The organism is Dialister micraerophilus DSM 19965 (assembly GCF_000194985.1).
Classification (GTDB): domain Bacteria; phylum Bacillota; class Negativicutes; order Veillonellales; family Dialisteraceae; genus Dialister; species Dialister micraerophilus.
This window is the reverse complement of the sequence record NZ_GL878519.1, coordinates 1,005,706-1,024,792: the sequence shown is the minus strand read 5'-3', so window position 1 is coordinate 1,024,792 and position 19,087 is coordinate 1,005,706. Positions and strand designations below refer to the sequence as shown.

Annotated in this window: 21 protein-coding genes and 1 tRNA gene; 3 read left to right on the top strand and 19 right to left on the bottom strand. The window is 36.0% G+C overall.

Annotated elements, in window-relative coordinates; genetic code table 11:
• From HMPREF9083_RS04860 to guaA, 3 genes are all read right to left on the bottom strand, one after another.
• A partial coding sequence (locus HMPREF9083_RS04860; RefSeq protein WP_007556283.1) for a relaxase/mobilization nuclease domain-containing protein occupies nt 1-608 on the bottom strand: 608 nt, incomplete at its 3' end.
• 1 nt (nt 609) lies between these two features.
• Nucleotides 610-828, bottom strand: coding sequence for a plasmid mobilization relaxosome protein MobC (mobC, locus tag HMPREF9083_RS04855; RefSeq protein ID WP_050784964.1), 219 nt, complete (start codon nt 826-828; stop codon nt 610-612).
• A gap of 257 nt (nt 829-1,085) precedes the next feature.
• Entirely contained in the window at nt 1,086-2,624 is a 1,539-nt protein-coding gene (gene guaA / locus HMPREF9083_RS04850; protein ID WP_007556282.1) for a glutamine-hydrolyzing GMP synthase, read from the bottom strand.
• 146 nt (nt 2,625-2,770) lie between these two features.
• Here guaA and HMPREF9083_RS04845 point away from each other — a divergent pair, with 146 nt between their 5' ends.
• Nucleotides 2,771-4,135: an amino acid permease gene (locus HMPREF9083_RS04845; protein ID WP_007556281.1), complete on the top strand. Its 1,365-nt coding sequence runs from the start codon at nt 2,771-2,773 to the stop codon at nt 4,133-4,135.
• Nucleotides 4,136-4,309: 174 nt separating this feature from the next.
• Here the strand turns inward: HMPREF9083_RS04845 and HMPREF9083_RS04840 are convergent, their stop codons facing one another.
• The 6 genes from HMPREF9083_RS04840 to HMPREF9083_RS04810 all read right to left on the bottom strand — a co-directional run bounded on the left by HMPREF9083_RS04840 (nt 4,310) and on the right by HMPREF9083_RS04810 (nt 11,573).
• On the bottom strand, nt 4,310-5,371 hold the full coding sequence (locus HMPREF9083_RS04840; protein ID WP_035062700.1) for an NAD(P)-dependent alcohol dehydrogenase: 1,062 nt from the start codon (nt 5,369-5,371) through the stop codon (nt 4,310-4,312).
• Nucleotides 5,372-5,734: 363 nt separating this feature from the next.
• A complete protein-coding gene (gene metF, locus HMPREF9083_RS04830; protein ID WP_007556278.1) occupies nt 5,735-6,619 on the bottom strand; it encodes a methylenetetrahydrofolate reductase [NAD(P)H] in 885 nt (294 codons plus the stop codon).
• Nucleotides 6,597-8,879, bottom strand: a complete 2,283-nt coding sequence (gene metE, locus HMPREF9083_RS04825; RefSeq protein WP_007556277.1) for a 5-methyltetrahydropteroyltriglutamate--homocysteine S-methyltransferase — start codon at nt 8,877-8,879, stop codon at nt 6,597-6,599. Before metE ends, metF begins: the two co-directional genes overlap by 23 nt.
• A 100-nt stretch (nt 8,880-8,979) precedes the next feature.
• The gene (locus tag HMPREF9083_RS04820) at nt 8,980-9,906 is read right to left on the bottom strand and encodes a LysR family transcriptional regulator (protein ID WP_007556276.1); all 927 of its coding nucleotides are present in this window, start codon (nt 9,904-9,906) and stop codon (nt 8,980-8,982) included.
• Between the two features lie 406 nt (nt 9,907-10,312).
• Entirely contained in the window at nt 10,313-10,864 is a 552-nt protein-coding gene (locus tag HMPREF9083_RS04815; protein WP_007556274.1) for a phosphoribosyltransferase family protein, read from the bottom strand.
• Nucleotides 10,865-10,886: 22 nt separating this feature from the next.
• On the bottom strand, nt 10,887-11,573 hold the full coding sequence (locus HMPREF9083_RS04810) for a hypothetical protein (RefSeq protein ID WP_007556273.1): 687 nt from the start codon (nt 11,571-11,573) through the stop codon (nt 10,887-10,889).
• A gap of 136 nt (nt 11,574-11,709) precedes the next feature.
• Between HMPREF9083_RS04810 and HMPREF9083_RS04805 the strand changes: the two genes are divergently transcribed.
• Nucleotides 11,710-11,800, top strand: a tRNA-Ser gene (locus HMPREF9083_RS04805).
• A gap of 79 nt (nt 11,801-11,879) precedes the next feature.
• On the opposite strand, the gene HMPREF9083_RS04800 is transcribed toward HMPREF9083_RS04805, so the two are convergent.
• Genes HMPREF9083_RS04800 through acpS form a run of 3 tightly spaced genes read right to left on the bottom strand, consistent with a single transcriptional unit; the run spans nt 11,880 to nt 14,827 of the window.
• Nucleotides 11,880-12,866: a diaminopimelate dehydrogenase gene (locus HMPREF9083_RS04800; RefSeq protein ID WP_007556271.1), complete on the bottom strand. Its 987-nt coding sequence runs from the start codon at nt 12,864-12,866 to the stop codon at nt 11,880-11,882.
• 60 nt (nt 12,867-12,926) lie between these two features.
• The gene (locus HMPREF9083_RS04795) at nt 12,927-14,456 is read right to left on the bottom strand and encodes a bifunctional ADP-dependent NAD(P)H-hydrate dehydratase/NAD(P)H-hydrate epimerase (protein WP_007556270.1); all 1,530 of its coding nucleotides are present in this window, start codon (nt 14,454-14,456) and stop codon (nt 12,927-12,929) included.
• 2 nt (nt 14,457-14,458) lie between these two features.
• Nucleotides 14,459-14,827, bottom strand: coding sequence for a holo-ACP synthase (gene acpS, locus HMPREF9083_RS04790; protein WP_007554716.1), 369 nt, complete (start codon nt 14,825-14,827; stop codon nt 14,459-14,461).
• A gap of 144 nt (nt 14,828-14,971) precedes the next feature.
• Here acpS and rpsT point away from each other — a divergent pair, with 144 nt between their 5' ends.
• Complete coding sequence (gene rpsT / locus HMPREF9083_RS04785; protein ID WP_007556268.1) at nt 14,972-15,229, top strand: 30S ribosomal protein S20; 258 nt, start codon at nt 14,972-14,974, stop codon at nt 15,227-15,229.
• A 94-nt stretch (nt 15,230-15,323) separates the two neighbouring features.
• On the opposite strand, the gene rplL is transcribed toward rpsT, so the two are convergent.
• From rplL to rpmG, 7 genes are all read right to left on the bottom strand, one after another.
• Nucleotides 15,324-15,695, bottom strand: a complete 372-nt coding sequence (gene rplL / locus HMPREF9083_RS04780; RefSeq protein ID WP_007554715.1) for a 50S ribosomal protein L7/L12 — start codon at nt 15,693-15,695, stop codon at nt 15,324-15,326.
• Nucleotides 15,696-15,730: 35 nt separating this feature from the next.
• The gene (gene rplJ / locus HMPREF9083_RS04775; RefSeq protein ID WP_007556267.1) at nt 15,731-16,270 is read right to left on the bottom strand and encodes a 50S ribosomal protein L10; all 540 of its coding nucleotides are present in this window, start codon (nt 16,268-16,270) and stop codon (nt 15,731-15,733) included.
• A 159-nt stretch (nt 16,271-16,429) separates the two neighbouring features.
• On the bottom strand, nt 16,430-17,137 hold the full coding sequence (rplA, locus tag HMPREF9083_RS04770; RefSeq protein WP_007554722.1) for a 50S ribosomal protein L1: 708 nt from the start codon (nt 17,135-17,137) through the stop codon (nt 16,430-16,432).
• 41 nt (nt 17,138-17,178) lie between these two features.
• Nucleotides 17,179-17,604 carry a 50S ribosomal protein L11 gene (gene rplK / locus HMPREF9083_RS04765; RefSeq protein ID WP_007554723.1) on the bottom strand — a complete coding sequence of 142 codons (426 nt, stop codon included), beginning with the start codon at nt 17,602-17,604 and terminating at the stop codon, nt 17,179-17,181.
• Between the two features lie 95 nt (nt 17,605-17,699).
• On the bottom strand, nt 17,700-18,323 hold the full coding sequence (gene nusG / locus HMPREF9083_RS04760) for a transcription termination/antitermination protein NusG (protein WP_007556266.1): 624 nt from the start codon (nt 18,321-18,323) through the stop codon (nt 17,700-17,702).
• Nucleotides 18,324-18,335: 12 nt separating this feature from the next.
• Nucleotides 18,336-18,569: a preprotein translocase subunit SecE gene (gene secE, locus HMPREF9083_RS04755; RefSeq protein WP_007556265.1), complete on the bottom strand. Its 234-nt coding sequence runs from the start codon at nt 18,567-18,569 to the stop codon at nt 18,336-18,338.
• Between the two features lie 31 nt (nt 18,570-18,600).
• Entirely contained in the window at nt 18,601-18,750 is a 150-nt protein-coding gene (rpmG, locus tag HMPREF9083_RS04750) for a 50S ribosomal protein L33 (RefSeq protein ID WP_007554713.1), read from the bottom strand.
• Between the last annotated feature and the right edge of the window lie 337 nt (nt 18,751-19,087).

Below are 19,087 nucleotides of genomic sequence, written 5' to 3'. Positions count from 1 at the left end.
GACTTCATATTTTCTAAAAACTCTTCCCACGATTTAGACTTATTAATCATTCTATCTATATCAAATTGTAGTTTAGATTTCCAAGAATTTCCTTTCTTGTTTTGCTCATATTCGTACCAAGATTTACCAGCAGTTTTATATTTTCTTTTGTAAGCTTCATAATATTCATCAATGACTGAAAGCTTATTTTCTTTACATAATTCGTCGCTTTGATACCTGATTTTATGGTAGGTTATTTTGTTAGATTGGTAGCATTTACCAGTCTTGTAATTAACATTATTGAAAATAATATTGTTATGGATATGCCCTCTATCTATATGAGTTGCAAGAACAAATTCATAATCTTCTTTTAAAATTTTCTTACATAATTCCATTCCAATTTCGTGAGCTTTTATAGGATCAACCTCTCCTGGTAGAAAAGATTGGATTAAATGTCTAGCCAAAACTGTACCTTTAGTATCATTGTCTTCTCGTGTTTTCATAAACTGAATATGAGCAGTAGATGGATGACATTTGAATGAAGATACTAAGATTCTTTCAATCTTAGCAATGTAATCTATTGCCAAATTTAGAGTTGATTTTATCGGATGTATCTTTATAATTGCCATACTAATCACCGGAACTTTCTTTGGATTTATTAAGAAGAAGGGAATGGAGCTGCCATATTTCTTTTGCCAATTTTTCTATTTTTTCTCTCATATAATCAATATCTTTCTTGTAAATAACACCAGTCGTATTAATAGCTTTTGCGATCTGGTTTATATTATTTGTTGCATTTGAAAGTAGCCATTGTAGGTTTCTAAATGGTTCTAGGTCTACAATATAAATTTCTTTTTCTTAATCAATTAAATATATTTTTAGTTGATTTTTTAAATTTATTTTATACTAAATGTCAATTTTAATTGTACAACCTATCAAATAAAAAAGACCATAACACTTAAGTTATGATCTAATTTTTTGTCCAAATATAAACCACTTGGAACTATTATTTCAATTATTTTTTACTTCCAGTACCATTTGAGTACCAGTAGCCATTTTTCATTTTCTTTATAGCTTGTATTAAGCTATTTTAGAAAATTTATCTACTACTCCCATTCGATTGTGGACGGCGGTTTTGAGGTGATGTCGTAGACTATTCTGTTTACACCTTTGACTTCATTGCAAATTCTTCTGCTCATTTCGTCTAAAACGTCCCATGAGAACCGATAGTAGTCGGCTGTCATTCCGTCCGAGCTTGTTACCGCTCTGATTCCTACAGTGTAGTCGTATGTTCTTTCATCGCCTTGTACTCCTACACTTCGTATTGCAGCGGGAAGGACTGCGAAGGATTGCCAAATTTCTTTTTCAAGTCCTCTTTTCTTGATTATATCTCTAACGATGTAATCCGCTTTTCTTAATATTTCAAGTCTTTCTTCGGTTATGTCTCCTACAATTCTTATTGCAAGTCCCGGGCCCGGGAACGGTTGTCTGTTGACAATTTCTTCCGGCATACCGAGTTGTCTTCCGAGTTCTCTTACTTCGTCTTTAAAGAGTTCACGAAGCGGTTCGATAAGTTTGAATTTCATGTCTTTCGGAAGTCCGCCTACATTGTGGTGACTCTTTATTGTCGCTGCAGTTGCGGTTCCGCTTTCAACTACGTCAGGATAGAGTGTCCCTTGTACCAAAAACTTTACATCTTTTATTTTGTCCGCTTCTCTTTGGAATGTATTTATAAATTCAGCGCCGATGATTTTACGTTTCTTCTCCGGTTCAGTAACTCCTTCCAAAAGTTCCATAAAGTGCTTTGATGCATCAATATGAACGAGTTTCATATTAAATTTGTTTTTAAATGTTTCTACTACTTGCTTTGCTTCTCCCAGTCGCATAAATCCGTGATCTACAAACACGCATGTAAGTTGTTCTCCAATTGCACGATGTACGAGTACTGCCGCTACCGATGAGTCCACTCCGCCCGAAAGTGCGCAGATGACTTTATTTTTTCCTACTTTTTCTCTTATTTCTTTTACTGCTATATCTATGTAGTTGCCCATGGACCATCCGCCTTTGCATTCGCAAATGTGGAAGAGGAATTGTTCGAGCATTTTCATTCCTTCGGGTGTATGCACTACTTCAGGATGAAATTGAACTCCGTACAGTCTTCTTGCTTCGTCTGACATTGCCGCCGTAGGTGTCAAGTCCGTATGTCCGGAAAGTCCGAATCCTGCCGGCATTTCAGATACGGAGTCGCCATGACTCATCCATACTGCGGTTTTCTTTGATACGCCTTCAAAAAGCGGACAACTTCCGTCTCTGTAGAAGTCGGTATGTCCGTATTCTCTTTTTTCCGGTTTCTTTACTTTTCCTCCCAATGTTTGCGCCATGAGCTGCATTCCGTAACAAATACCGAATACCGGTATTCCTGAATGGAATATTTTTTCATCAATTTTCGGTGCATTTTCTTGATTTACGCTTGAAGGTCCTCCGGATAAAATAATTCCTTTGGGAGCGGATTCGAGTATTTCTTCAGCCGTTTTTGTATAAGGAAGTATTTCACAGTATACTCCGCATTCACGCACTCTTCTTGCAATGAGTTGTGCGTATTGACCTCCGAAATCGACAATTACAATCATTTCCTGATGTTTCATGAATTTCCTCCGTTTTGTACTTTTTTCAATATTATATCATATTTCATTTTCACTTTTATGCTTTTCACATTGTTTTTAAAAGTGGTATAATATTTTTATATTTTTTTATGTTTTATCTTATTATAACAGGATGGTAGGATGGTAGTATGGAACAAAAGCAAAATTTACAACGAAATTTAAAAAGTCGTCATGTTGAGATGATTGCTCTAGGTTGTGCAATCGGTACCGGTTTGTTTTACGGTGCTTCTTCAACGATTCAATTGGCAGGCCCTGCGGTTTCATTGGCTTATGCCATAGGCGGTATTTTTATTTACTTTGTAATAAGAGCTTTGGGAGAAATGTCTGTCTATCGTCCTGTGTCGGGTTCATTTCCGGATTATGCTCAATTGTATTGGAGTCCGCTTGCCGGTTTTATAGCCGGTTGGAATTATTGGTTTTTGTATGTTGCGGTTTCTATGGCGGAACTCTCCGTTATCGGATTGTATGTCCATCATTGGTTTCCGGATATACCTTCGTGGATTTCCACATTGACAATGTTTTTGATTGTCAATATTGTAAATTTACTCAGTGTAAAAGTTTTCGGAGAACTTGAGTTTTGGGGATCGTTTATAAAAGTTTCCGCTCTTGCTTTGATGATAATTTTCGGTTTATTTATGATTGTAACCGGAATAGGTACTGAATCGTCTACACCTATCGGTTTACATAATTTATGGCAGTATGGCGGATTTTTCGCTACCGGTTGGAAAGGTTTGATTCAATCGCTTGTGGTTGTAACTTTCTCTTTCGGAGGTACCGAGCTTATAGGTGTTGCTGCCGGTGAAGCTCAAAATCCCGAAAAAACTATACCGAAATCGGTAAATATGACTCTCGGTCGTATTTTGATTTTTTACATCGGTGCGGTTCTCGTTCTTGTTACTTTGTATCCTTGGAATGAGGTCGGAGTAAACGGAAGTCCTTTTGTGGAAATTTTTTCAAAATTAGGTATTTCCATAGCTTCGGATTTATTGAATATTGTCGTAATTATTGCAGCTTTATCCGCTTATAACAGTTGTTTGTTTGCAAATGCACGTATGCTTCACAGTATGGCTTTGCACGGTAATGCTCCCAAGTTTCTTGCTGCAACTTCAAAACACGGTGTTCCGTGGAAGGGTGTTATTTTCAGTTCGTTTTTCGTAAGTTTGGTTGTTTTCCTTTGTTACATTCTTCCGCACGAAGCTTTTACTTATATAATGAGTATCGTTACGGTTGCCGTTATTACAAGTTGGATTTTAATAATTTTAACGCATTTCAAGTTTCGTAAATTTTTGGGTGCTGAAGGCGTGAAAAATTTATCTTACAAAACAATTTTCTATCCTTATGCAAATATCCTTACTTTAGGTTATTTCTCACTGGTTATATTTGTTATGATTTCAATGCCGGAATTCCGTATTGCAGTTTGTTTGGCACCGATTTGGTTGGCTATTATTTATATAGGTTACCGTTTCACGATAAAAAATAAATTAAATAAATAACAATCACATATAAAATATAATAAATGTCGGAGTAGGGAAATATCCTTACTCCGCTTTTTACTTGAAAAATGCCTTATAAAACAAAAACACCGTGAATCTGCTTATTACGCAAAATTCATGGTGTTTTTCATCATTCGATAAATGAAGTGCAAAACGATATGCAATTCAATAATTCTATTCTTCAAAAACAACAACCGGTTTAATCAAATCTTTCGGTTTGTCTTTCATAATTTGAACGGCTTTCGGAACTTCTTGCCACCCGTGGAATACATGTGTCGCAAGCAAACTTACATCAAGCTTTCCGCTGGAAACAAGAGCACCGAGTTTTTCCATACGCAAACGTCCTCCGGGCATCAGTCCTCCGTTGATGGATTTATGTCCCATACCTACACCCCATTCAATTCTCGGTATCTTTACATAATCTCCTTCACCCAAGTAATTTACGGAACCTATATGTCCGCCCGGTTTTACAACTCTTACGGCAGAAGCAAATGTGTCAACTGTACCTCCGGCAATAATTACGCAATCAACGCCTTTACCTGAAGTAAGTTTCATTACCTGTTCTTCTATTGAACCGTTTTTATAATTGACAATATCGTCGGCTCCGTATTTCTTTGCAACTTCCACACATACCGGACGACTGCCTACGGCAATAATACGTGAAGCCCCTCTCAGTCTTGCACCGGCAACCGACATCAAGCCTACCGGTCCTATTCCTATTACAAGAACTACGTCACCGAATTTTACATCGGCGAGTTCAACACCGTGGAAACCTGTAGGAACCATATCAGACAACATACAAGCATCTACGACATTTATTTCTTTAGGAAGCTTTGCCAAATTTCCATCAGCATCATTTACATGAAAAAATTCAGAAAATACTCCGTCTTTTATATTTGAAAATTTCCAACCTGCAAGCATTCCACCCGAGTGCATTGCATAACCGGCCTGAGCTTCAAGGGAATTCCATTCCGGAGTAATTGCCGGAACCAAAACACGATCTCCGGCTTTGAAATCTTTAACAAGTTCACCCACTTCTACAACTTCGGCACAACATTCATGTCCCAAAATCATATCCGTTCTTTCACCTACGGCACCTTCCCATACAGTATGTACATCCGATGTACATATAGCTATGGCCAACGGTTTACAAATTGCATCCATAGGTCCGCAAACAGGACGAGCTTTTTCTACCCAACCTACTTCTCCGATTTTTTTCATTGCAAAGCCTTTCATATACATGCCTCCACTCCTCATTCTCAACAATTAATAAGTATACTCTTATTATATAAACATTTGCAAAAAATCACAAATAGAGCGTATTGAAAGCACTTTTATAAATACTGTTTTCTATAAAACTCATGAGTTATTATCATTTATTATTTTAACTGTTAATCATACATGTAAAAACTATAACATTTTACATACAAAAAATTATCGTAATTTTCAAAAGTTTCAATAAATTCCACCGCAAAAATTTTATTATCCGACTTTACATCGGAGATTTCAAAAGTATTTTTAAAAAAACATAATTCTTTCGAAACGTTGATTTCTATAACGATAAAAGGAGACAGTTTTTTCACTATCTCCTTTTTTTGCTTATGCTTCTTTCAAAAATTCAGTTTTATCAAGCAATAAATTGTTGATTGCTTCATGAATTCTTTTTGCTACATACGGATTATTCATTGTATAAAGATGAATTCCGTCCACTCCTTGTGTTATGAGATCTACTATTTGGTCTATTGCATAAGCTATACCGGCATCTCTCATCGCTATTTTATTGTGTTCGTACCGATTCATCATTTTAAGAAATTTTTTCGGGGTTTCAACTTTACAAAAACTCGTCATTTTTTCGATTTGTCTTTTATTTACTACCGGCATTATTCCCGCTTCAATAGGTACGTTTATATCTGCAAGCTCACATCTTTCTTTGAATGCGTAGAAGTAATCGTTGTCGAGAAATAACTGTGTTATAAGTTGATTTGCTCCGGCATCTACTTTTATTTTTAAACTCTTTACATCTTCAACTATATTTTTGGAGTCGGAGTGTTTTTCCGGATAACATGCGGCAATTATATTGAAATCACCATGTTCTTTTATAAATGTTATCAAGTCCGAAGCATACTTGAAATCTCCCTTTCGATATCCGTCTTCCGGTTTGTCACCTCTTAGCGCCAAAATATTATTTATTCCGAGTTTTCGAAGTTCTTCCAGTTTCAGGAGTACTTCTTCTTTTTTCAGTTCCAAACAGGGAAGGTGCGTTATCGATTCTATTCCGTAGGATTTAATAAGAGATGCAATTTTAAATGTATCGGTATTGTTTCTCGCTCCTATCGCTCCATATGTCACACTTATAAAATCCGGATTTAATTTTTTTAATTCTTTTATCGTTTCGCAGACTGAATCTATTCCGGCATTTTTCCTGGGAGGAAATACTTCATAAGAAAATACTTGCTTTCTATTAAATATTTCCCTTAAACTCATCTCTGATTTCCTTTACTGCCTTGACTACATTTATCAAGCTTTCTCTTACTTCTTTTTCTCCCCTTGTTTTCAGTCCGCAATCAGGATTTATCCATAATTTTTCTTTTTTTACTTTTTTCAGTATTCTTCTTATTTGTGTTTTTATTTCTTCTTCAGAAGGAATTCTCGGTGAATGTATATCGTATACTCCCGGACCAACTTCCGTTTTGAAATTGTTTTCTTTTAAAGAATCCAATATTTTCAAGTCGGATCTTGATGCTTCAAATGAAATTACGTCCGCATCCATATCGTCTATGGCTTTTATAATGTCGGTAAATTCACTGTAACACATATGTGTATGAATTTGAGTTTCTTCTTTTACTCCGGAATGTACAAGTCTGAATGCCGGAATTGCCCAATCCAGATATTCACAGAACCAGTCGGATTTTCTGAGAGGTAATTTTTCTCTCAAAGCCGCTTCATCTACTTGTATAATATTTATTCCGTTTGCTTCCAAATCGAGTACTTCATCTCGAATGGCAAGTGCAATTTGTAAAGTTTGTTCTTTAACTGTTATGTCTTCTCTCGGAAATGACCAATTGAGTATCGTTACCGGACCGGTAAGCATACCTTTTACTTCTTTTTCGGTTAATGAGTTGGCATATTTTGACCACGGAACGGTTATTGCCTGTTCTCTTTTTACATCTCCCCACACAATCGGCGGCTTTACACATCTTGTTCCGTATGACTGAACCCATGCATTATTTGTAAATACAAAGCCTTTCAATCTTTGACCGAAATATTCGACCATGTCATTTCTTTCAAATTCACCGTGAACTAAAACGTCAAGCCCGATTTTTTCCTGTTCTTCGATGCATTCTTTAATTTTTTCTCTGTTGAATGCAATATATTTTTCTTGTGAAATAAGACCTTTTCTGAAATCTCTTCTGTTTTGTCTTACTTCTTTTGTTTGAGGGAATGAACCTATTGTCGTTGTCGGAAAAAGCGGAAGTTTGAATCTCGCTCTTTGCACTTTTTCTCTTACGGCAAATTCCGGAGTACGAATATAGTCTTTTTCTTTGATATTTGCAACTCTGTCTTTAACTTCTTTCCTGTATGCATCCGGTCTTTCCGATGCAAATAACTTCTGATTTTCAATAAAGCTTTCTTCTTTTTCGTAATCTTTGCCTACCAAGTTTTTCAATTCTTCAAGTTCGTTCAATTTTTCTTCGGCAAATGCAAAATGTTCTTTGTATTCATCTTTTAATTTATCTTCATGTTTCAATGTGTACGGAACATGCAAGAGTGAAGATGATGTATTCAATACGAATTCTATATTATTTTCTTTTAAGAAATTCAGTACTTCCAATGTTTTTTTGTAATTGTTGCGCCAAATATATTTTCCGTTGACAAGTCCGGCAAAAAGAATTTTTCCTTCTTTAAATCCGTTCTTTTCTATTAATTCCCTTGTCTTTATTCCTTCGATAAAGTCCAAACCTATTCCGTCAAAATCAAGTTCGATAAGTTTATTATAAATATCACGAACATCTCCGAAATAAGTTTGAAGTAAAATTTTTGTATTCTTTTTAGATTTCAAAATTTCTACATATAAATTTTCAAATAATTTTATTTCGCTTTCATCTAAATCGTATACGATTTCCGGTTCATCTATTTGTATCCATTTTGCACCGAGTTTATTCAACTTCGCAATTATTTCCGAGTATGCTTCGATAAAATCTTTTATAAAGTCACTTGCGTTTTTCTTTCCCGTATATCTTATTTTTTTCAAAAGTGTATACGGTCCGATTAAAACCGGTTTTGTATTTATTCCGGCAGTTTTCGCTTCTTGATATTCATCGAAAACTTTAGTGCCGACAAGTTTCACTTCCGTGTTGTCATAAATTTCAGGAACCATGTAGTGATAGTTTGTATTGAACCACTTCTTCATCGCCAATGCTTTTACGTCACCATGCTCACCTTGATATCCTCTTGCCATCGCAAAATATGTATCAAGATTCGAAAGATTTAAATCTTTATATCTTTGCGGAATTATATTAAGTAATGCCGCAGCATCCAATGTAAGATCGTAAAAAGAAAAATCGTTTGACGGTATAAAGTCCAATCCAGATTCTTTTTCGATTTTCAAATTTTGCAATCTTAATTCTTTTGCCGTTCTTTCCAATTCTTCGCTTGATATTTCTTTTTTGAAATATTTTTCCGTTGCGAATTTAAGTTCTCTCAAACTTCCCACTCTGGGAAATCCTATAATTGATGTTTTCATATGTCTCCTCAGATTTTCAAATAACAATAAAATAAGCTGTAACTTGTGCTATAGTTTATCAAGTTACAGCTTATATGTGTTAATACTTATTTTCTCTCACTTACGATAACTTTTGGTTATGTCTATAAAATTTAATGTATTTTTTCAAATGATTTATATATGAAATACATATTTTTGAAAGCGGTCTGTCTATATTTTTTATATATCCGATTTCCATTATTTCATCGGTTTGCAAAGGTATCGCAACTATTTCGGTTCCGTTCAGATCTGAGGATAATACTCCGGAAGCAATTGTATATCCGTTCAAACCTATCATAAGATTGAAAATTGTCGCTCTGTCCGTTACTATAATATTTTTATTTGAATTTATTATAGGTTGGGGTTCTTCCGCAAAATAAAAAGAGTTTTTTATTCCCTGATCGTATAAAAGTCTGGGGAAATTTTTCAAATCGGACAGTTTTACTATTTTTTCTTTCGCCAAAGGATTTTTCCTCGATACAAATATATGCGGTTTGACGGCAAATAATTTTGTAAATTTCAAATCCGCATCTTCAAGCATCTTGAGTATGACTTTTCTGTTGAAGTCCGATAAAAACAGTACGCCTATTTCGGATCGTGATGTTCTCACGTCTTCTATTATATTGTTTGTCAAAGTTTCTCTTAAAGAAAATTCATACTTGTTTTCACCGTATTCTTTAACCAATGCCACAAAAGCATTTACTACAAACGCATAGTGGTGACTTGTTATAGAAAATACTCTTCTTTGTTTTTCTTTATTTTTGTACTTGTTTTCCAAAAGATCCGCTTGCTCTACTACTTGTCTGGAGTATGATAAAAAACTCAGTCCTTCTTCAGATAAATAAACTCCTCTGTTGTTTCTGTTAAAAATAGTTATTCCCATTTCTTCTTCTATTTGATTTACAACTTTTGACAGTGAGGGCTGTGAAACCAAAAGTTTATCGGCAGCAGAAGTTATGGAGCCTGCTTCAGCTATGGCAATTATGTATCGTAATTGCTGCAAAGTCATTACATCACCTCTTATTTTCAGATATTATTATACTTTATTTATAAAATTCAATTGTTATGATAAAAATATTTTTTATTGACAGTTTATGTCCGAAATAAATTGCATAACTTTATTCCCGTTCAATTGTTCCAATGGTTAAAAGTATATAATAAACTATTCTATTTCTATCTTCAACTTCATTTTAAATTTTTCCAATCTTTTCATCGACTGCTTCTCGGAAAATTCGACAGTCCGTCCGAATTTGTTACCGCTCCTTATTGCTGCGTAGGTATTACTGTTTGTCAGACATTGTTCAGGCAGGGTATTATTTATGTACATGATAAAAATAATTTAAATAAAAGTTGCATGTAAAAAGCTCTGTGATATACAGATAAATTTAAATTCGATATATTACAGAGCTTTTATTTTATTTCAATTTTATTAAAGGAAGTTCTTCAAGGAATATAATATCTTTTCTTTTTACCGAGTCTCCTTCTGCAAGTATTGCGGCTTCTCCTACAACGGTTGCACCGGCAGCAGATGCCAATTTCTTCATCGCAGTCATCGAGCCTCCGGTGGAAATGACATCATCTACAAGTAATACGTTTTTACCTTTCAAAAGTTCGGCGTCGGTATCCATAAGGCACAGTATTTGCTTTCCTTTTGTTGTAATGGATTGATCTTCTACCACGAGAGGATTTCTCATGTATAATTTTATACTTTTTCTTGCGACAATGTATCTTTTCATTCCGAGTACTCTTGCCATTTCCGCAACAAGCGGTATTCCTTTTGTTTCCGCAGTCATCAAAATTTCGGTTTCTTTCGGAATTCTTTTCGCAAGTTCACTTGCCGATTTTTCTACAATTTCCGTATCTCCCAATATTATAAATCCTGCTATGGCGGTATCTTCCGATATAGGCATTATAGGTAATTTTCTTTTACAACCTGCAACATTAAGTTCATAGTATTTATTAGGCATTTTGTTTTGCACCTCTGTTTAATTATGGATGTGATGTTATTTCTACTTGTACATCATCATGACTTACTATTTCAACTGTGGGTATTTCGGTGATTGTTACTACAACATCATCCGACTTGGCGTTTTTCTTCGCTTCTTTTTCTTTCATGGATTCGAGTTCTTTGTCGGTAAGTACTTGTCCGTGTGTTTTCACACCTGTGATGTCTATTTTATTTTCATATTTTTTGTTTTGTTTACGTTTTGCTTTATTTTTTTTGTTATGTTTTTTATGTTTGATTATATATTCAATTTGTTTAAGAAATATTTCTCTTCTTTCCGAAGACCCGAGTTCTTTACGAATTATAGGTATTACCTTTTTGAATTTTTTCCCTTGTTTTTCATCTATAGATACCCATTTGTTTTTTATTTGAACGGATTCGGTTCCTTTTGTGGGCAATAAAAATTTTACTGGATTTTCTTTTACTATATTTCCGGATTTCATTTCTACGATACAAATTACAACTTCAAGTGCATTTTTTTGTACGTCCGTTACTGCCAGTGTTTCTTTATCAGCAATAAACATTTTACCGTTTTCTTCATAAATGTTATCTTTCTTGTCAAGTATTATAGGTACTTCTTCATATTTCAAAGGGTCTACTGAAGCATGTACGCTAAATGTAGTGCATGTAGCAAGTACGCATATAGCAAGTATGATTTCAGCTTTTTTCATTTCATATCCCCCTTTATAATCCTTATAGATTATACCATGATTATATCGTCTAAACTACATTTTTATTTTAACGTTTTTTTATAAAAAACTTGACAATTACCTTAAAAATAGTGTATCCTAAACAAGTCAGTTATATGGAGCGGTACTCAAGTGGCTGAAGAGGACGGTTTGCTAAATCGTTAGACGGTTTATCCCGTGCGGGGGTTCGAATCCCCCCCGCTCCGCCATTACCGATAAAGCCTTCGGGCTTTTTTTATTATATTTTCTCATAAAAAAACTTGCACGTTTTGTGCAAGTTTTTTTGTTTTATAATATTGTTTTTCTTAATTCCGCTCCGCCGAGTTGTGAGAGGTATGCCGGCGGTATATCGAATACCGTTTTACATCCGTATTCATTGTCTTTATACATTCTCACGCATGCTCGTGCGTATGCCGCAAGAACTTGTGCGGTAAATTCCGGATTTGAATCCAATTTTACATTGTATTCCACAACTTGTTTGTGTTCTCCGCTTTCACCTGTTTGTCCGGTACGTATTACAAATCCTCCGTGCGGTAATTCACTGTGATTTTTTATAAGTTCTTCTTCGCTGATGAAATGTACGGTTGTATCATATTCATCAAAATAATTCGGCATCGTTTTTATTTCTTTTTCTATTCTTGCAAGATCTGCGCCTTCTTCTGCAACTACAAAGCATTCTCTTGTGTGTTTCTGTCTTGTTGTAAGTTCTTCCTGACTTCCTCTTCTTGCAATTTCCAATGCTTCTTTTACCGGTATTGTATATTGCTTTGCGTCTTTTACTCCTTTAATTCTTCTGATTGCATCGGAGTGTCCCTGGCTTACTCCTTTTCCCCAAAATGTATAGTCCTTACCTTCCGGAAGTATACATCTTCCATAAAGTCTTGACAGTGAAAAAAGTCCCGGATCCCAACCTACCGAAATAATTGCGGTATGTCCGTTTTCTTTTGCAACTTCGTTTACATGATTGAAATGCTGCGGTATGTGCGCATGTGTATCGAAGCTGTCTATAACATTGAAATATTTCACGTATTCGGCGGTTTGTTTCGGAAGATCGGTTGCTGAGCCTCCGCAAAGTATCAATACATCTATTTTATCTTTCCATTTTTCTATTTCCGATACGTTTACTACGGGTACATTTTTCGTCTTTATTTTTATATTTTCCGGATTTCTTCTTGTAAATATCGCTTTAAGCTGCATGTCCCAGTTGTCACGCAATGCGAGTTCAACACCTTTACCGAGATTACCGTATCCTAAAATTCCTACTCTTATACTCATATTTCCTCCTTATTTATCAGATTTCAAGTACATTATACTCTTTTAAATATGAAATAAAAATTATTTTTTATTTTCCGACATTTTTCTTACGTAAGGCACTGTTTGTGCAAGTTCGCTTGCGGTATATCCTATGCCCTTTTCTTTGAGCAATATATCTCCTGATTTACCGTGCATATACACTGCAAGTGCTGTATCATATAATGTATTTTCAATTTGTGCATTCATTACCGCAATTATTCCCGAAAGTACATCTCCGCTGCCTCCGCTTGCCATTCCGGCATTTCCTGTCGTATTTACAAATGCATTACCGTTTTCATCGGCTGTTACTGTCGGAAATCCTTTAAGTACAACAGTAACTTTATTTTCTTTTGCATATCTTATCGCTTCATCTATTCTGTTTCTTTCTATTTCTTTTTTATCTTTTCCCGTAAGTTTTGAAAATTCTCCTACATGGGGTGTAAGTATAAGTTTTGCCTTACATTCGCTTAGATTTATATGTTGATCGGCTATCGCATAGAGTGCATCCGCATCTGCAATTATTTTTCCGTCATATCGAGTAAGTATTTCTTTCACAAATTTTTGCGTTTCTTCATTTCTTCCTATTCCGCATCCGAGTACAATCGTTTTATAATTCATTGCTTTTTCAAGTGCGGCTTCAATTGATTTTTGTGTGAAATATTCACCGTCTTCAAGTGCCGTTACCATTACTTCTTTTATTTTACCTTTGACACTTCTTGAAACTTTTTCCGTAACATTCAGTGATATTTTACCTGCTCCGGCATACAATGCTCCGGATGCGGCAAGCAGTGATGCTCCTTCCATACCATATGATCCGGCATATATTCCTATATGTCCGTTTTTACCTTTATGCGTTATTCTGTTTCGTTTGGGAACAGTTTTTTCAGCTTCGGTTTCAGTAAATATCTTTACCGGATATTTTTCGGTTTCGATATACGGATATCCTATATCGGCAACTATTGTTTTTCCGCAATATTCTACTCCGGGATAGAGTACATGTCCGCGTTTCAATGTCCCCATTGCAATTGTATAATCTGCATTTACACAAACGGGTTTCATTTGTCCGTCCGTACCCGAAAGTCCGCTCGGTATATCAAGAGATATTACTGTGCCTTTGTATTCGTTTATAACTTCTATCAGTTTTATTTTTTCATTGTTGAGTGTTTTTTTCAGTCCGCTTCCGATAAGTGCATCTATGAGTATATCTTTATTGAATAACTGTTCTTTCAGTTCTTTTTCATTATTTATATATACAAAGGGTATATTCATTTCTTCGGCAATTTGTCTGTAATGTTTTGATGTTTGTCCTTGTTTTTCCATATGTCCGTTTTCAAGTATGACTACATCCACACAAAGATTTTTTAAATATCTTGCCGCAACGTATCCGTCTCCGCCGTTATTTCCGCTACCGCACAAAACTGCCGCAGATTTATTTTTCAAGTTAATATTTCTTTCTATAATTTGTACCGCTTTGGAACCTGCCGTTTCCATAAGTGTTTCTTCTTTTATTTTCCACTTGTTCATCACTTTGAAGTCCAATTCTTCGGCTTCTCTTGAAGTCAGCAGTATCATTTTTACCTCCCCAATACAACTACGGTTATTGAAAGATTATCTTCATGAGAAATGGACATTGCCATTGTTTTTATTCCCATTTGTGTCGCACGTCTTTTAAATTCTCCTTTTAAATGAAGTACCGGTGCACCCAAATTTGTCCATGTAACGTATGCATCTTGCCAAGTTGCTCCTTGCAATCCTATTCCCAATGCTTTGCCTGCGGCTTCTCTTGCACCCCAAAGGGCGGCATACGATTCGGCTTTCTTTCGGCCTTTTTTTTCACAATGCTCTATTTCTTCCGTAGTAAATATTTTTTTCAATCTTTCCGGATATTTTTCTATTATTTTTTCCCAACGTTTTATTTTCACTAAATCTACACCTATGTACATATTCCCTCCGTTCATTTAATTATATAATATAAAAGCTCTTTTAAATATTCAAACTCAAACTTCAATTTATATTCATTTCTTGCCATAGATGATGAAACATGTTAGAATAACAAGGTATGAATACATCTGACGGGAGGTGAAATAATGGCACAAATCAAGGCTAGTATCAAGAGTATAAGAAAAGATATTAAAATTACTGCGGCAAATGCGTCTGTTAAGTCCGAAATTCGTACTGCTGTAAAAAAGGCAATCGCTGCTGCAGGTACTGAACAAGAAACTGAATCTTTACGTTCTGCAATCAGCGTAATCGACAGTGCAGAAAGAAAGGGTATCATTCACAAGAATAATGCCGCTCGTAAAAAATCCCGTCTGAACGCACGTATTAAAGCTCAGAAAGCTTAATTCAGACATAAAACGAAGTCCTTTGTGTCTTCGTTTTTTTATTTTACATTAAAAAAGACTCGTTTTATCAACGAGTCTTTTCTTATAATTGAAATTATTTCAATTCAACTGTAGCGCCTACAGCTTCGAACTTCTTCTTCATTTCTTCAGCTTCTGCCTTAGCTACGCCTGTCTTAACTTCCTTCGGTGCGCCGTCTACAAGGCCCTTAGCATCTTTCAAGCCGAGTCCTGTAATTTCACGAACAACCTTGATTACCTGAATCTTCTGGGATCCTGCATCTTTGAGGATTACATCAAATTCAGATTTTTCTTCAGCTGCTTCGCCTGCTGCCGGAGCTGCTGCTGCTGCTACTGCTACCGGTGCTGCTGCGGATACGCCGAATTTTTCTTCAATTGCTTTTACCAATTCACTAAGTTCGAGCACGGACATGCTACTAATCGCTTCAAGAATTTCTTCGTTTGTCATTTATTTTTCCTCCAATGGATATTTAAGATTAATAATTAAGCACTTTCTTTCTGTTTACGTACAGCTTCAAGCGCATATGCCAAGTTTTGAATGTTGCCGTTCAATGCACGTGCCAATCCTGTGATAGGAGCTGCCAACGTACCTGCGAGAATGCCAAGCATCTGTTCGCGAGAAGGCAAGTCTGCCAAAGCCTTAATGGCTTCAACGCCAATTACTTTTCCGTCTAAAATTCCGGCTTTGATTTTTATTGCTTCACTCTTTGTTTCTTTCAAAAATTCCTTGATTGCTGCAGCCGGAGCTACTCCGTCTTCTTTTGAATAAGCAATACCGTTAGGTCCCTGTAAGAAATCATCGAGTTCAGTAATACCTAAATTATTTGCCGCAATACGTGTCAAAGTATTCTTTACAACCTTGTATTCAACGCCGTGTTCAAAGAACTTACGACGCAGTGCCATTGCACTTTTTACGTCAAGCTTGTTGAATGAAATAAGAATTACACCTTCTGAGGATAATTTTTCTTTCATTTCATCTACTATTGCCACTTTTTCCGGATGAATCTTCAATTCATAACTCATTTTACACCTCCTCTGCACTTTTTTATATTTATCACGTTAGCTAAAACGACCTCACAAAGCTTGCGAGGTCGTGTACTGTCTTTTTTCAGTACTCAGCCTCGGGAGGCGGGTTTTCACCCATTATAAATACCGCCGGTCTTAAGCTAAGTGTAAATAACTTTATTCAGCTTTCGGTGCTGCCACAGTGTTGAGATCCAAATGAATTCCGGGTCCCATTGTGGAGCTTATTGTAAAGCTCTTAATATATACACCCTTTACGGATGCAGGACGAGATTTCAATACCGTTTCATAAATTGAACGGAGATTTTCTTTCAATTTTACTTCATCAAATGATGCTTTTCCGATAACTACTTGTACATTACCGGCTTTGTCGGTACGGTATTCTACTTTACCGGCTTTAATTTCTCCGACAGCTTTTGTAATGTCCATTGTAACGGTTCCGACTTTCGGGTTAGGCATCAAACCTTTTGGTCCGAGTACACGTCCCAAACGTCCTACTACAGCCATCATGTCCGGAGTTGCAACTACTACATCGAAGTCGAACCAACCCTTCATAATTTTGTCTGCGTAGTCTTTGCCGCCTACGTAGTCAGCACCTGCAGCTTTGGCTTCTTCTTCTTTCTTGTCTTTTGCGAAAACAAGAACTTTCTTTGTTTTGCCTGTGCCGTGCGGAAGAACTACCGCACCGCGCAACTGCTGGTCTGCGTGTTTTGTATTTACATTCAAGTTAAAAGCTACTTCTACCGTTTCATCAAACTTTGCGGTAGCTGTCTTTTTGAGCAATGCCACAGCTTCATCGAGGTCATAGAGTTTATGACTGTCAACGATGGCTGCTGCCGCTTTTTGCTTCTTTGTCAGTTTTGCCATTGTTTCCTCCTATGTGTAAGTATACTTACACTCACAGTCAATTATTCTACTACTTCGATACCCATGCTGCGTGCTGTACCTTCAATGATACGCATAGCTGCATCTACATCGTTTGCATTCAAGTCAGGCATCTTTGTTTCAGCGATTTCCTTAACTTGAGCTTTGGTTACCTTACCTACCTTCTTGGTATTCGGTTCACCCGATGCAGTTTCAATTCCGGCTGCTTTCTTCAAAAGAACTGATGCCGGAGGAGTTTTACAAATAAATGTAAAGCTTCTGTCTTCATAAACAGTAATTTCTACAGGAATAATAAGACCTGCCTGTTTTGCCGTACGATCGTTAAAGTCTTTAACGAACGCCATAATGTTGACACCGGCCTGACCGAGTGCCGGACCTACCGGCGGTGCAGGGGTCGCCTTTCCTGCAGGAACCTGCAATTTAACAAATTTTGTTGCTTTCTTTGCCATGTGTTACACCTCCTTTTCCTTTTTAGGAACGTGGTTTGCGGGCTGTAACAACCCTCCCACAAAAAAGATTCTTTAATTGAATCTTACAGAGTATATTAACGAAGCAGTTCAAAAAATCCTGCTTCCAACTCTATCTTTGTTGTATTTCCGAATGTACTGATATCTGCTATTACAAGCTTCTTATCATCGGAAACTTCCAAAACGACAGCAGAGTGTTCTGCAAACGGGCCTTGAGTAATACGGATTTTGTCTCCGACTTTTGCCTCGGTTGTAACAGACACTTTTTTATTGTCGCCTGCAATTATTCTTTCGGCTTCCTCATCAGACAACGGAATCGGTTTCGTTGTAGTTCCTACAAATCCGGTAACACCGGGAGTATTTCTTACAACGTACCAACTATGATCATTGACTTCCATTTGTATGAGAAGATAACCGGGGAACACTTTACGGGCAACTACTCGTTTTTCCCCGTCTTTCACTTCTTCTTCATTATGCATAGGCAGCATAATTTGTAAGATAGTGTCGTCCATTCCCATGGAATGCACCTTGCGTGTCAAAGTTTCTTTGACTTTATTTTCATATCCGGAGTATGTATGAATTACATACCAACGGATATCCTTGTCGGTACCTTCTTTAGGTTTACCGATTTCGGTAGGTGCATTTACACTTACTTCAGCGTCTTGCGCAGTTTTATTTTTCTTGTCTTCAGTACCTGACATATCGGCTCTCCTTTATCCTAAACTACTTACCAAAAACTTGGACAGAGCCATAAATGCGAAGTCTACAACGACAATCAAAAAAGAAACAAGAACAACGGAAACAATAACAGCGATTAAATATTGAATCATTTGCTGTTTTGTAGGCCAAATGACTTTTTTCATCTCCATTTTTGTTCCACGGAAAAATCCGGTCATTGCAGCGCTTTTTTCTTCCGATGACGCCATTACCGTTTTACGCTTCGCCATGCTTACACCCCGATCTCATATGAAAAATAAATTACTTTGTTTCTCTATGAAGAGTGTGCTTATTCAAGTACTTGCAGTATTTCATCAATTCCAAACGTTCTGTTGTATTCTTCTTGTTCTTTGTTGTTCTATAGTTACGACGCTTGCTTTCTGTGCATTCGAGAGTAATTCCTCCACGCATTCTTTCCACCTCATTATCTTTACAAACTTCAATCAATACATACTCGATTAGTATAACATGAACTGTTTTTTCAGTCAATAAACAGCATTTAAAAAAAGCCGGTTATTTCCAGCTCATATATTTTAACATATAAAATATTTCATTACAAGTTCTATATATCTGCATTTTTTCAAATATCTTTTGAGGTAAAATTTTAATATACATATATTTGTTACAAAACTGATTTATTAAACATTTTATTTTATTTTTTCATTGGAATTTCATCTTCTTTCATTTTTAAATGATTGTAAAATAAATACTTTCAAATTTACATTTTAAACTCAATTGAAGAAATTGT

What these genes read in the sequence shown, in the direction of transcription:
- guaA (WP_007556282.1), bottom strand. Translation starts at nt 2,624, where the DNA reads ATGAAACATCAGGAAATGATTGTAATTGTCGATTTCGGAGGTCAATAC.
- HMPREF9083_RS04845 (WP_007556281.1), top strand. Translation starts at nt 2,771, where the DNA reads ATGGAACAAAAGCAAAATTTACAACGAAATTTAAAAAGTCGTCATGTT.
- HMPREF9083_RS04800 (WP_007556271.1), bottom strand. Translation starts at nt 12,866, where the DNA reads ATGAGTATAAGAGTAGGAATTTTAGGATACGGTAATCTCGGTAAAGGT.
- rplJ (WP_007556267.1), bottom strand. Translation starts at nt 16,270, where the DNA reads ATGAGTTATGAATTGAAGATTCATCCGGAAAAAGTGGCAATAGTAGAT.
- nusG (WP_007556266.1), bottom strand. Translation starts at nt 18,323, where the DNA reads ATGTCAGGTACTGAAGACAAGAAAAATAAAACTGCGCAAGACGCTGAA.
- metF (WP_007556278.1), bottom strand. Translation starts at nt 6,619, where the DNA reads ATGAGTTTAAGGGAAATATTTAATAGAAAGCAAGTATTTTCTTATGAA.
- rplL (WP_007554715.1), bottom strand. Translation starts at nt 15,695, where the DNA reads ATGACAAACGAAGAAATTCTTGAAGCGATTAGTAGCATGTCCGTGCTC.
- HMPREF9083_RS04815 (WP_007556274.1), bottom strand. Translation starts at nt 10,864, where the DNA reads ATGCCTAATAAATACTATGAACTTAATGTTGCAGGTTGTAAAAGAAAA.
- metE (WP_007556277.1), bottom strand. Translation starts at nt 8,879, where the DNA reads ATGAAAACATCAATTATAGGATTTCCCAGAGTGGGAAGTTTGAGAGAA.
- rplK (WP_007554723.1), bottom strand. Translation starts at nt 17,604, where the DNA reads ATGGCAAAGAAAGCAACAAAATTTGTTAAATTGCAGGTTCCTGCAGGA.
- rpsT (WP_007556268.1), top strand. Translation starts at nt 14,972, where the DNA reads ATGGCACAAATCAAGGCTAGTATCAAGAGTATAAGAAAAGATATTAAA.
- secE (WP_007556265.1), bottom strand. Translation starts at nt 18,569, where the DNA reads ATGGCGAAGCGTAAAACGGTAATGGCGTCATCGGAAGAAAAAAGCGCT.
- rplA (WP_007554722.1), bottom strand. Translation starts at nt 17,137, where the DNA reads ATGGCAAAACTGACAAAGAAGCAAAAAGCGGCAGCAGCCATCGTTGAC.
- rpmG (WP_007554713.1), bottom strand. Translation starts at nt 18,750, where the DNA reads ATGCGTGGAGGAATTACTCTCGAATGCACAGAAAGCAAGCGTCGTAAC.
- HMPREF9083_RS04795 (WP_007556270.1), bottom strand. Translation starts at nt 14,456, where the DNA reads ATGATACTGCTGACTTCAAGAGAAGCCGAAGAATTGGACTTCAAAGTG.
- HMPREF9083_RS04840 (WP_035062700.1), bottom strand. Translation starts at nt 5,371, where the DNA reads ATGAAAGGCTTTGCAATGAAAAAAATCGGAGAAGTAGGTTGGGTAGAA.
- acpS (WP_007554716.1), bottom strand. Translation starts at nt 14,827, where the DNA reads ATGTACATAGGTGTAGATTTAGTGAAAATAAAACGTTGGGAAAAAATA.
- HMPREF9083_RS04810 (WP_007556273.1), bottom strand. Translation starts at nt 11,573, where the DNA reads ATGAAAAAAGCTGAAATCATACTTGCTATATGCGTACTTGCTACATGC.
- HMPREF9083_RS04820 (WP_007556276.1), bottom strand. Translation starts at nt 9,906, where the DNA reads ATGACTTTGCAGCAATTACGATACATAATTGCCATAGCTGAAGCAGGC.